Source organism: Pedobacter africanus (assembly GCF_040548825.1).
Lineage (GTDB): Bacteria > Bacteroidota > Bacteroidia > Sphingobacteriales > Sphingobacteriaceae > Pedobacter > Pedobacter africanus_A.
On record NZ_JBEPSL010000001.1, the window covers coordinates 1,122,879 to 1,135,781 of the forward strand.

At 43.6% G+C, this 12,903-nt stretch carries 10 protein-coding genes and 1 tRNA gene; 6 read left to right on the forward strand and 5 right to left on the reverse strand.

Going from position 1 to position 12,903, the window contains the following annotated elements:
• The first annotated feature begins 127 nt into the window (after window positions 1–127).
• From ABIE26_RS04505 to ABIE26_RS04520, 4 genes are all read left to right on the forward strand, one after another.
• Window positions 128–212, forward strand: a tRNA-Ser gene (locus ABIE26_RS04505).
• A 49-nt stretch (window positions 213–261) separates the two neighbouring features.
• On the forward strand, window positions 262–1,260 hold the full coding sequence (locus ABIE26_RS04510) for a hypothetical protein (RefSeq protein WP_310139569.1): 999 nt from the start codon (window positions 262–264) through the stop codon (window positions 1,258–1,260).
• Between the two features lie 41 nt (window positions 1,261–1,301).
• The gene (locus tag ABIE26_RS04515; RefSeq protein WP_310139567.1) at window positions 1,302–1,778 is read left to right on the forward strand and encodes a DUF1572 domain-containing protein; all 477 of its coding nucleotides are present in this window, start codon (window positions 1,302–1,304) and stop codon (window positions 1,776–1,778) included.
• A gap of 83 nt (window positions 1,779–1,861) precedes the next feature.
• A complete protein-coding gene (locus ABIE26_RS04520; protein ID WP_310139565.1) occupies window positions 1,862–2,140 on the forward strand; it encodes a hypothetical protein in 279 nt (92 codons plus the stop codon).
• A gap of 63 nt (window positions 2,141–2,203) precedes the next feature.
• On the opposite strand, the gene ABIE26_RS04525 is transcribed toward ABIE26_RS04520, so the two are convergent.
• Window positions 2,204–2,641 carry a hypothetical protein gene (locus ABIE26_RS04525; RefSeq protein WP_310139563.1) on the reverse strand — a complete coding sequence of 146 codons (438 nt, stop codon included), beginning with the start codon at window positions 2,639–2,641 and terminating at the stop codon, window positions 2,204–2,206.
• A 213-nt stretch (window positions 2,642–2,854) separates the two neighbouring features.
• On the opposite strand from ABIE26_RS04525, the gene yiaA reads away from it, so the two are divergent.
• Window positions 2,855–3,322: an inner membrane protein YiaA gene (gene yiaA, locus ABIE26_RS04530; RefSeq protein WP_310139561.1), complete on the forward strand. Its 468-nt coding sequence runs from the start codon at window positions 2,855–2,857 to the stop codon at window positions 3,320–3,322.
• A 195-nt stretch (window positions 3,323–3,517) separates the two neighbouring features.
• Complete coding sequence (locus ABIE26_RS04535) at window positions 3,518–4,381, forward strand: AadS family aminoglycoside 6-adenylyltransferase (RefSeq protein WP_310139559.1); 864 nt, start codon at window positions 3,518–3,520, stop codon at window positions 4,379–4,381.
• 266 nt (window positions 4,382–4,647) lie between these two features.
• Here the strand turns inward: ABIE26_RS04535 and ABIE26_RS04540 are convergent, their stop codons facing one another.
• From ABIE26_RS04540 to ABIE26_RS04555, 4 genes are all read right to left on the reverse strand, one after another.
• A complete protein-coding gene (locus ABIE26_RS04540; protein WP_310139557.1) occupies window positions 4,648–6,642 on the reverse strand; it encodes an FAD-dependent oxidoreductase in 1,995 nt (664 codons plus the stop codon).
• Window positions 6,643–6,662: 20 nt separating this feature from the next.
• A complete protein-coding gene (locus ABIE26_RS04545) occupies window positions 6,663–8,345 on the reverse strand; it encodes a RagB/SusD family nutrient uptake outer membrane protein (protein ID WP_310139556.1) in 1,683 nt (560 codons plus the stop codon).
• Between the two features lie 11 nt (window positions 8,346–8,356).
• A complete protein-coding gene (locus ABIE26_RS04550) occupies window positions 8,357–11,689 on the reverse strand; it encodes a TonB-dependent receptor (RefSeq protein WP_310139554.1) in 3,333 nt (1,110 codons plus the stop codon).
• Between the two features lie 76 nt (window positions 11,690–11,765).
• Entirely contained in the window at window positions 11,766–12,893 is a 1,128-nt protein-coding gene (locus tag ABIE26_RS04555) for a FecR family protein (RefSeq protein ID WP_310139551.1), read from the reverse strand.
• Between the last annotated feature and the right edge of the window lie 10 nt (window positions 12,894–12,903).

The following is a 12,903-nucleotide window of genomic DNA, read 5'->3' on the forward strand; positions in this document are numbered from 1 at the left end:
TAAAGGGGCAGCAGCCCCTTTATTTTTTTGTCTTTTTAAATAAGCAAAGATCACGCTGTTACAAAGCAAATCATAAAATAAGTAAATCTAAATTTGCAGAACCAATCCGGATTTGTACTTTTGCGCCGGAGAGTTGGCAGAGTGGTCGATTGCGGCAGTCTTGAAAACTGTTGAGTGTAATAGCTCCGGGGGTTCGAATCCCTCACTCTCCGCAAAAAAAAGAGCCTTACAGGCTCTTTTTGTGTTTTAAGCCATGCGATAATGATCGGAAACTTAATTTTAAAACTCATAACCTCTGCCTTGGTTGGCGCATTTGTGGGATTGTTTTACACTGTATTACTAAGTGCACATGGTTTTAAAAAAATAAGCTATAGATACATCACACTTTTTATAGTTGGATTGATATTCACATTTAGCTTTTTTGGTACTGAAGCAGCCGGCATAATAACTGCCTTGCTGGTAATTATGGTATTTATACTGGCCATTGCACTTTTTGTACGTGGTTTGGGCAGCAGTTTAAGTGAGCAATGGGCACGACAACAGCCGGTTGACCCAAACACAACAGGGGACCGGCCAGTTATTGGAATCGTTAATTATTATGGGGTATGTTTTCATGTCATCGTGATTATACTCATCTGCCTGTCGATTTTTACTTATTCAAACGATGTCATCCTGAATGAGGAACGCATCACGCTCCTGATCAGAGATGCTTTTTTTCAATTCTACAGCACACTGATGTTGATGGCCATTGGCATATTTAATCCTTTTGTTGCGCCTTCTGCCCGGTTAATGGGAACTGCAAAGCTGGTTGACCCGCTAAAGTACCCGGTATGGCACAGGCTTTTGGCAGATAAACGAAGCTGGACTGTCGTTAAAACACTGATCACTATCCTGATCATCACATATTTTGTGAGTAAGGGTTATTTTAACCTGCCCGATTGGAACACAGGCGGCATTTACATGAACGGTTATATATTGCTGATCGGGATTTTCATTTTTATCAACCTGCTGCAATTGATTCGCAATCCGGATGGCTTCTTTAAAAGAAACATCCTGCGTGTGACCATGCTTTTCCGCTCGGCATTTATGAGTTTATTTGTAGCCGCGATAATGGTTTTTACCACACTTTTTATTTCTGCTGTTGCCGGAATTGATACGAACCGGCTTAAAGTAAGTTCGGAAGCTATACTATTCCTTGGCTTTAACATCGTTATGGCATTTAATGAATATAAAATCGCCAGGGTTTCCATTTCTAAATAATCTGTATCTTGGATACTTTAACCTTAAAGTATTAAATCAGAATGAGCAGAGCTGAAATTATAGCCGACAGGCTGAGAGAAGTATTTTTGAACGGACGCTGGATCGCCAATACCAATTATAAAGAGCAGTTGTCAATGGTGTCCTGGCAGCAAGCCATACAAAAGGTTAGCACCCTGAATACAATTGCGGCTTTAACTTTTCACGTTAATTATTATTTAGCCGGAGTTTTGAAAGTACTCAATGGCGGAGCACTGGATATAAAAGATAAATATAGCTTCGACCTGCCGGAAATAAAGACAGAACAAGATTGGCTTAGACTTGTGAATGAGTTTTTAATTAATGCGGAGCATTTTTCTGATAGGGTGGCCCAACTGTCTGACGAAACATTAGCGCTGGTATTTGTAGAAGAAAAGTATAAAACCTGGTTGAGGAATGTCGAAGCGATGATAGAGCACAGCTATTACCATTTAGGCCAGATCACACTTATCAGAAAAATGATTGTCGAAGGTGTTGAATAGTTCTGTCTGCTTTTATAAAACGACTTTTATACTAAAAAAATGATAAGATTATCTATACAAAAGCTATTCTGCTGACAATCCTCATGCTCAAAAGTTTAACCTTGCTTGGGCAGAGCGATCAGGAAATAAAATTCAAGGCCCCAGCCCTGCACTTTACCCAATCGGCGCCCCTGGGCAATAGACGAATGGGGGTGCTATGGTCTTTGGAAAACCCAAATCGTACAGATGCGGCCAGTCATCTTAAGGCTTGCAGCAGCTGCTGCAGGAAGGTGAAAACAAGGAAGCACAGGCCTGTCTCCAGAAATATTTTAACAGTGCAGGTAAGGGCTCAGGCCATGGCAAGGGAGTGGTCAGTTTTATGACTGGAAAAGGTGAAAGGTTTTTGATACAGTAATATTGAAAGCCAGATAGGGAGTGGAACGCAATCAGGAATCTGGATCTACAAGCATTAGAACAACTTTATAAGCTGTTTCTTTCTCCCAGCCTGCAATCAGCCAGGCGATAAAGCTCAAAGTGAAGATATCCTTATTTTCCGGGCTATCCAGCTGTTTTAAAACTGCATTTTTATAAGTTGTTTCAAAAATCACATCGGGCTTAAGCAGGAATCTTTCAACCAGTCTCAGGTAAAATAATACGCGTTCCTCTGAAGTTTTGAGCAGGTATTTTTTATATCGCCGCCGGAAACTGCTCAGCCTCGACATCGCAAGCTCAATGTTGGAAAACTGCGCATGGACCAGAATTTCCATCAGATGCTTTCGGATGGTCCATAACATCCCCATTTTTTTTTCGTACCAGGCATCGGTACGCGTCAGCAAACTCAGTTGTTTCAAACTTCCCCGATCATTACGCAAAGCTAAAAACATGGTCAGACATATGCTTAAGTCCTCAATATCTTCCGGTTTGGATGTATGTTTTGTGTTGAAAAGCGCTTCCTGCAATAAATTGATTGCCTCTTCAGCAAAACCTGTAAAGAAAAGGCTAAGCGCAGAGAGTAACTGGTGACGTAAATAAATATATTTTATAGTCCTGTTTTACATCCGACATTCGCTTTCCTATTAATCAAAAACAAAATAAATATGGAACCGCTACAACAAAGAACAGAAGAAAAATCGCCGGTCGTTAAAAATGGCGAGAACCTTAGAAATCCGTTTAAACCAACCGCTGCATTTATTGGCGCCTCCTGGTTTGCCTTATTGACCGGGGCAGTAGGGTATTGCATTGGCTTATGGAATGCCGGTATGGAACTGAACGAAAAAGGTTATTACCTTACCATTTTATTATTTGGCCTGTTTGCCGTAATCTCTGTACAAAAAAGTGTAAGGGACCGGGCTGAGGGACTCCCTGTTACCGATCTTTACTACAGCCTGAGCTGGTTTGCCACCATTGCCGCAATGGTTCTTGTGATCATCGGTTTGTGGAATGCAGATATTGCGCTTAGTGAAAAAGGTTTTTATGCCATGGCATTCTGTTTGAGCATGTTTTCGGCGATTGCCGTACAAAAAAATACCCGCGGCGCAAAAATGTTCGAGGATAAAGAACTGTAACGTAGCGGTTGCCTCCCCGCAACTCCTTGCCTGGCAAGCCTGCGGGGTTTTTAGCCAGTTCAGCTATTGCCAGTGCTTTCTTTTTGTTAATTTTAGCCAATACGAAATTTAAGTTTTTTAAAACCAGACTATAAATCACCTCGGCAGGAGTATGATTGTCGTAAAGGGAGTATTGACAATGGAAATAAGTAGCAAATGGAATTAAGGGAAGAAAAATTAAAAAGCATTATTGATTGGTCGGAAAACAATAAGGATGTCAGGGCGGTCTTGCTCACAAGTTCGCTTGTAAATCCTTTAGCACCTGTAGATGAATTTAGCGATTTGGATATTGAACTCGTTTTAGAGCACAATGCCGGTTATATCTCCGACAATAATTGGGTACACAATTTTGGAAAGTCCATTGCGATGATCGAAGAAGATGAAACGTGTTTTGATCTCAAACATGCTATGAAAATGGTTTTGTATGATGACGGTATGAAAGTTGATTTTAAATTGTACAGTAAAGCCAGTTTTTTGGCAGAGGCCGGTCAGAATGAACTTCCTGAAGATTGGGATATTGGCTATAAAGTGCTGATCGATAAAGATGGGATAACGCAAAAGCTGAAACAACCTACCTATCAGGTTTCCATCATAAAAAAGCCTGCAAAAGAGAAATTTAAACAGCTTTTAAATGATTTTTGGTGGGACACTACCTATGTGGCAAAATGCCTTGCAAGAGATGAGCTGTTCTATGCCAAATTTATGTCGGAAAACAATATCAGGACTGACTATTTAGTGCCTTTAATGGAATGGTATATTGCAAGCCAGCACCACTGGAACATCACAACCAATAAGTATGGCAGACTTTTTAAAAAATACCTGAACGTCAAAATGTGGGCAAAAGTGGAAAAAACTTTTTCGGGAAGCGATGCTGCGGACAACTGGAATGCCTTATTTGCAATGGCAGATTTGGTTTCGGAAATTGGCACCGAATTGTCCGAAAAACTAGGTTATGAATATCCTGGAAAGTTGGAAACAGATATAAGGAGCTATCTAAATACAGTTAAAGCGCAGCAATAAACTGTAATGTCCAATCAAGGCCGCGTTAGCCTGATGCAGTAAACAAAAGAAATATTAAACCTTTGATCCCGTTTGTTACAATAATAAAAAAGAGCCCTTAAGGCTCTTTTTTTGCGGAGAGTGAGCGATTCGAATCTCTGGAACTATTACACTCAACAGTTTCAAGACTGCCATAATCGACCACTCTGTCAACTCTCCGGCGCAAGAGTACAAATCCCAATTGGGTTGCAAATTTAGATTTACTTATTTTTGGGGAGAAGTTTGTTTTATCTGGGTACCAGCAAAATGGCATCGGCAACAACCCGTCCGTTATTGCCCTTATTGGCTATTTCAATATAAGCCTGCTTTCCGGTACCCAGTTTGTACAGCCCTAAACTTATCCACTCACCTGAGGTTTGCCCCAGTACCTTAACCTCCTCATCTGCTATTAAAATCTCTTTGGTTTTCTTTCCATCATAAACATTGACCTGAGTTACCGCTGCTCCGTTTTTTTGCTTGGGATAATAGGTGAAAATTTCATATTTGCCAGCTGTATGTACCTCGGGAATATATTTTATTTTTCCGCCCGATTGTCCCTCTTCACTTAAGTAGTAATCAGGCCCATAACCACCGCGGAGCTGTACTTCCCAGCTGCCTGTTTTCTGCACTTTTAACGGATCATTGTTGTCTACCAGGATTTCCGGAATGCTCCCGTCAACCAGTGGATTGTTTTTAAGTTTAGCCTGCACCCCTGCAACATCAACCTGTTGTACGGTCTGCTTTTGGTCTATCGCCTGCGCAGCTGCAACAGCGGCAGATTGTCCAAGCACCATAAAAACAGGCTCCATGCGGATAGAACCGTAAGCAATATGGCTGGCCGACAAACAAACTGGCACCAAAAGATTACTGACCTCGTTGGCTTTAGGAACAATTGCACGATAAGAAATAGGATAGGGGCCAAAACCCCCTTCTTCTACATTTCCTTCGTTTTTTACCATTCCATTTACCACCAGCCTGTTGCAGTTATGGGAATCCATCGTATAAGCAGCCGTGCCCACACCATCGTTAACCAGTTCTTTTCCCTGACAATGGTGCTGGGTCATGACCAGGCTGCCAACCATTCTGCGGGCCTCCCGTATGTAAAGCTGGTGAGACCAGTTTCCATTACTTGTATATTCATCTTTTGGATATCCCCATTGCTTAATTTCTGCCCTGATGTGCTCCGCAACACGCGGATCATTGCCAACAAAATAGAGCAGCCCTTTGGTATAATCGACATGTGCTTTCCAAATCTCTGCCCTTCTTTTATAGCTGGCATCCGGATATTCCCAGTTCATTCCAATCATGTCTGTCGAAAAGCCGTTCCTGTTGTTGATGTCTGTTTTTCCATTGGGCATCCCGCTCCATATAAAACCATCCTGCAGTGATTTCCATGGTCTTTTTCCCATTTGCCTAAGCAACAGTTCATATCTTTCAGGCTGATAGTTTTCGGGTTTGGTGATAGGGACCAGGTTGTTTTTGTTATTGGTTAAACAGATCCGGAAATTATAGGCCTGAACTTTTTTATCACCCGAGCCGTCTTTTTCCAAAACACCTGGCTGGATTCCCCAGAGCAGACCGCTTGATGCATCGCCAGGAGTTTTGTAAGGGTCTATTCCATCAGGAAGCTGATGCCCTGTCATCAACTGGACGCCATTAAATGTTTCCTTGTACTGCTCATTTGCCTCCCTGCCTACCACATAGGACACGCCAGCTTTTGCCATCAGGTCGCCCTCATAAGAGCAATCAATAAACATTTTGGCCCTGATCCTTTTTCCGGGTCTCGCGTTCCTTGTGTTTTCCAATGTTATTTCTGTAATCAGTTTACCATTTTTGGTTAGGCCGGTTAAACGGTTTTCATACAAAACTTCCACTTTAGCCCTTTTTATGTAATCGAGAAAAAGGTTTTCAGCAACATGAGGCTCAAATATCCACTGTTCAAATTTGCCATAGTGCAGACCAATTCTTCTGTAGAAATCAAGGGCCAAACCGCTAATGGCATATTTGTTCCCGATATCAGTAAGGCCTAAACCTCCGGAGCTCATCCCTCCAAGGTTTTTTCCCGGTTCGATCAGCAGGACAGATTTACCTAGTTTAGCTGCGGTGTAGGCAGCAATTACACCCGAAGAAGTACCCCCGTAAACGCAGATGTCATACTCGGGGCGTAAAGGTTGCTGGGCGTATACCGGTTTAACCAATAACACGGTAACAAACAGCAGGGTATTTAAAAGATAAGATTTCATATTGATAGGTATATGTGACATTAATAATTGGGGTTCTGGATTAATTTTGTATTGGTAACCGTCTCAATATTCGGAATTGGCCAAAGATAGTCCCTGTCCTTATTAAAAGTGCGTACCTCTATCACCCTCATATCTGCACGGTTGGGCACTGCCGAATAATCAGCTAAGCCATTCTCATCAATTTGTGGCGCCGCTGCCACCAATCCTCTTTGTACCCTGCCATAGAAATTTCCGGTCATGGCTTTTTCAGCAATCTGCCATCTGCGCAAGTCAGACATCCTGAAACCTTCCATGGCCAGCTCATAGAGCCGTTCTTTGCGGACCAGACTCCTGAATTCCTGTTGTGTTTTACCTGCAGTAATGGCTGGCATAGTTACGCTCGGGCGCGTTCTTATCAGGTTGATGGCATCGTATGCGGTCTGGTCCAGCTGATTGAGCTCATTTTTTGCTTCTGCATAGATCAGCAGGATCTCGGCATAGCGGATCTGGATCACGTTGATTTCCGAATTGGTGCGGTCGGGCTTGTCTTCCAGGTCTACATACTTTTTCCAGCAATAGCCGGTAAAGGTTGCAAAAGCATTGATGGCCTCCTGGTTGTCTACCCGTGTTGCAGGTGTGGTATTGTAATTCCAGCATTTTAAACTGTCACGATGCGTTTCAAACTGATAATTGTAAAAAACTGATCCTGGTAAGGCAATGGTAAATCCAAGCCTGGGATCCCTGTTTTTATAGGGTTCTGCTGGATTGAAAAGTGGCGATTCATCAATGTTTAAGCCATCGGTGCAAGGGTACACATCAACCAGCGACTGTGACGGCACTTTGTTCGAAAATCCCTGTCCGTTGCGCGACAGGAGGTTATTGGGTGTAGAGTGGGTTTTGGTTTTTGAAGCACGGAGATATTGAAAGGCCCAGATAACCTCGTTGGAATTTTGCCCGGCATAACTAAACAGGGCACCAAAGTTATTGTGCAGGTTATAGATCTTTAGGTCCATAACCGCTTTTGCCGCCTCGGCGGCTTCAGCCCATCTACCGTTGTTTAGTGCCGTACGGGCTTTAATGGACAATGCAGCCCCTCTGCTTGCCTTTCCTACTTCTGCTCCGCTGTAAGTTAATGGAAGGTCGGGGGCACATTCTGTCAGTTCTTTTATTACGTAATCAACAATACCCTCTTTCGGGGTTTTGGCAATCTGTGCATCTTCCAGTTTCAGCATATTGGTTACCAAAGGTACCCCTCCAAAATAGTCTGCCAGGTATTGGTAGGTATAGGCACGTATAAACCGGGTTTCAGCTTTCGACCGGTTAAATATGGCTGGTGTGGTTTTATCTTTCACCTTTTCTATATTGTCCAGTACAAAGTTACATTTCGCTATTACGCGGTATGCTTCTGTCCAGATGTCTTTCGCATAGCTATTGTTGCTATCGTGATTGCTCTTGCCAAGACTTTGTAATGCGCTGTTGTTACGGTCCCAGCCAATATCTGTTCCATCATCTATGGTCAGGTTAAGAGGCATTCCGTCAAGAGGAGAATAAGACACGTATCTGTAAAGACCATTTATTGCAAGAAGCAGTTCATCCTGGTTCGCAAAAAAAGTTTCATCAGAAGGACCAGACAAAGGGTTTTTATCCAGATATCCTTTCTGACATGATGGGCTCACTGTGATTAAAACAGCTGCCAGTATAATGAGGTAAAAATTTGTTTTCATCTGTTTTATCTTTAAAATGTAGCTTCCAAGCCAAAACTGTATAATTTAACCTGCGGATAGATACTACCTGAACCTACCGGGGCTTCCACATCGTATCCGCTAAGGAAGCGGTCAAAAGAAGCCAGGTTGGAACCATTGGCAAAGATCCGTAAGCGGTTAATACTCATTTTTTTTGTAAGGTTAGCAGGCAGGGTATAGCCCAGCTGAATATTTTTAACACGCAGATAAGAAGCGTCCCTTCGCCAGAAACTGGATGCCTGTTCGTTGTTGGATTCGCCGAAAGCCAGCCTTGGGTATTTGGCATTGGGGTTGTCTGGCGACCACCGGTCTTTATTTTCTTCGCGGATTGTACCGCCCAATGCACCACCTACGCTGAATGGCTGAACCCCAGGCCCGTTCAGGTAACCATCAGCTTTGCCTACTCCCTGCAACAGTACAGAAAGATCAAAGCCCTTATAAGAAGCGGCAAGGTTAGCAGCATAGGTGTACCTCGGAATGGTCCCGCCAATGATAATTTTATCACTTTCATTGATCAGTCCGTCACCATTCTGATCCTTGTATTTGATGTCACCGGCTTTCACCGTACCGAATTGCTTGGCGTGGGCGGCTACTTCGGCATCAGACGAAAAGTAGCCCAATGCTTCATATCCGAAAAGGGAGGAAATAGAATAACCTTCACGGTGAACGGTCAGAGTGCTGGTCTGGTTAATCCCTCTCATATCTACCACCGTATTTTTTACATCCGAAAGGTTGAAGCTTAGGTTATAGTTGAAATCCTTTACCTTTCCTTTGTAAGCAAGGCCCAGTTCCCATCCCTTATTATCAACCGTTCCGGCATTTTGGTTGGGCCTGTTCAAACCAATAATCAGGGGAATGTCAAGCAGTAAAAGAATGTCACGGGTACGTCTTTGATAATAATCGGCCGTTACGCTCAGGTTGTTAAAAAGGGTAAGGTCAATTCCTATATTTTTTTCTTCGGTGCTCTCCCAGGATATATTCCTGTTGGCCATGTCCTTTAGTGTAGCAGTATTTACGATCTGTTTGCCCATAGCCATAGATTCAAACACCAGGGCTGTAACGGAAGGATAGGTGCCAATGAGCTGGTTTCCAAGTTTCCCCCATGATACCCTCAGCTTAGCCTCGTTCACAGTGTTTTTCAATCCAGCAAAAAAAGCTTCTTCAGAAATTCTCCATCCTGCCGATGCAGATGGGAAAAAACCATATTTGTTGCCTTTGGAAAAGCGGGAGGAGCCGTCATAGCGTGCATTCAGTTCCAACAGGTATTTACCCTTGTAGCTGTAATTGAACCTGCTGAACAAGGATTGGAGCGCCCATTCTTCAGCACTTCCGGTAGCGGTTTGATTCAAAGCAGAGCCTCCGTTCAATATCGGGTAATTGGGCAGAATGTAAGTATCCCGGTATGCAGAGATCCATTCCGAATAATAATCTTCTCTTGATCCGCCCAATAAAAATTTAAAGCTATGATCATTTAAATCTTTGCGTGCAGTAATTGTAGCGCGGATGTTGTTAAAAAAGGATTGCGACTGTGTCTGGTTTAATGAGGTAAGTGCCGGTGTCAGGAAACTAAGGCTGCCATTGGGCAGATAAGACTGGATTGCTTTCCTGAAATTTTTACCGGAAGAAAGTGCATATTTTGGCGAATAAGCAGCTTCTGCTTCCAGCCACTCAACTGGTTTATAATTAATCGTGGCATTGATACTCCCAAAAGGAGCCCTGGTTCTGTTTGTTCCCCCGTCTTTACTTGCCGAGATAGGGTTGTTGCCATTCCAGCCCACTCCCCATTGCCCGCTTTCATTGATACCGATCAGGTTTGCCGGAAGACCATTGGTCCATTGGAATATTTCATTTGCCGTGGCTGCAGGGTCGGTAGTGATGGCATTTACGTATTGAAGATCAATCCTGGCCTTGAGTTTGTCCGAAAAAGTAATGTCGGCATTACTGCGAATGGTATACCGTTTAAAACCCGAATTCTCAATGAGCCCTTTCTGATCAAAAAGACCAAAGGAACCCAGTATTTTTACTTTTTGGGTACCACCCTGAACAGTCAGAAAATGACTTTGCTGCAAACCGGAACCTGTAAGGGTCTCTTTTTGCCAGTCGGTATTCGGATAGAGATCGGAACTGACCCCATTTTGTTCCCGGTATTTTTGGATGAGTGCCTCTGTATACAATGGGGTACGGCCGGTATTGGTATAGGCTTCATTGATCAGTAGCATGTAGTCGAGCGCATTTACCAGTTTTGGCATATTGGTTGGGTCCTGCCAGCCAATGTAATTGTTATAAGAAATGCTGACCTGATCTGCATTAGCCCTTTTTGTCGTGATCAGAATTACTCCATTTGCCGCCCTTGAACCATAGATGGAAGAGGAAGCAGCATCCTTAAGAATAGACACAGATTCAATTAAATTGGGGTCGATGTTATTCATAGATCCCTCAATTCCGTCGATCATAATCAGCGGATTTGCGGCGATCGATAATGTAGGGTCTGATTGAGAGGCACTCATAGTGCCAATACCGCGGATACGGATATTTCCCCCATCAGCTCCGGGCCTCCCGGAAGTTTGCCTGATGGTAACACCGGGAGCCATTCCCTGCAGGGAGGCAGAGGTTTGCCCCATTGGCCGGACAGACAGGTCTTTTCCTGAAACCATGGAAACAGCACCGGTAAGGTTTACTTTCTTTTGCGTACCATAACCCACTACCACCACTTCTGTAAGGTCGGCATTGTCTTCCTGCAGCTTCACGTTAAGCGTAGTTTGGCTACCCACCTGGATTTCCTGGCTCAGGTAACCCACAGAAGAAAACAGCAGGGTGGCACCGCGGGAAGCTGCAATGGTATACCGCCCCTGTGCATCGCTTGCTGTACCTGTACCGGCATCTTTTACCCTGATACTTACGCCAGGCAAGGGGTTTCCGGTTTTATCGGTCACCGTTCCTTTTAGTTTGGGAGCATTGTCAATGCTTACCTGCTCTGTTTTAAGTTGCTGGGGCTGGACTTGTCCTGTCGCTTTTTGCAATACAATGTATTTTTCCTTGACCAGCCAATCCAGCTGCCGGCCTTTCAAAATACTGCTCATTACAGCGCTAATTGATTCCCCTGTAAAATCGACAGAGATCTTTTCAGAATCGTCCAGCAGTTTGTTGCTGTAAAACACGGTGAGCCCCGTTTGTTTTTTGATGGATTTAAATACATCGGCAAGCGTGATGTTCCTGCCTTTGATACTGATCTTGCTGTTGGTCTGGCTTCGGCCGGTTAGGGATAGCAGCAGCAAGAAAATTACCGGCAATATCAGCCGGCCCGATCGGGTAAGTTCTTTAAGCATACATTTAAGGTTTATAAAAGGTTTGCCTAATGACGCTGCACTTACCCAAATGGGTGAACGGAATTTTTAAAAAAAATTATCGGAAGGTCAGTGTACCATTTTTAAGCTCTGCTTTGATACCTGAAGATAGCTGTAAATTGGCTAAGACTACCTCTATTGATAATTTTTTATCAATCTCTCCGGTAAAAGCCTGCTCAGCAATTCCTGGTGTTTGCCAGGCAATTTTTACATCAAACCAGCGGCTAAGCACAGCTGCAATTTCCGATAGGGGCTGCTTGTGAAAAAAATAGGTGCCCTTTCTCCATGAAAGCACTTCCTGGGCATCAAATGGTCTGACCTGTAGGTTTTGTGCTTCCAGTATCACTTCCTGGCCCGGTTTTAACCGAAGATTTTGGTTTTTTGTTGTGGCCGATACACTGCCTTCTATCAGGGCGGTTGCAAAACGGTTCCCGTCATACGCATTGACATTAAATGAAGTTCCATGGACATGGATATCCGCGCTATTGGTATGCACTATAAATTCCTGTTTCAGATTTTTGGTAACTTCAAAATAAGCTTCTCCTGATAAATAAACCTCACGGGCCTGTTCCTTTCCAAACTGTACAGGGAAACGCAAACTCGAAGCCGCGTTTAACCAAACCTTTGTACCGTCGGATAAATTGACGCTATAATCTTTTGCTGCAGGAACAACAAGTGTTGCCCATTCCTTACGAACAACCTCGCCAGCGGCATAGGTCAATTCCTTTTGACTGGCGTTAAACCGGGCATGGCCCAAAGTAACCACACGGTCTGATGAGAGGTCAACAGCAGCACCGTTCTCAGTTTTAAGGTGAACCTGCCTGGATATTTGTTCCTGATCTGCTGCTGCTGTACCTTTTGTTGATGTGAAGTACCATATAAAGGGCAGTGCAAGCAGCAGTATTGCAGCCGCGCTGCTCAGCAGCCACCTGTTTCGCTTAAAAAATGAATCTTGTATTTCATTAAAGCGGGGCTGGGTGTTATTCCATGCTGCATCCGGGTCTATTCCGGATAAAAATGAATTCCCTCTGGTACCTTTCATTTTTACAAGTAATGTTTCCCAAAACTCCCTTGCCCGGATATCATGTGCAATAGCCTGTTCGGCAATCAGGTTGTCCTCATCACTAATTGTTCCCGCTACCTTTTCAAACAGAAGCCCTTGTATGTATTCCTCGTTATATTCCATTACTAAGTAT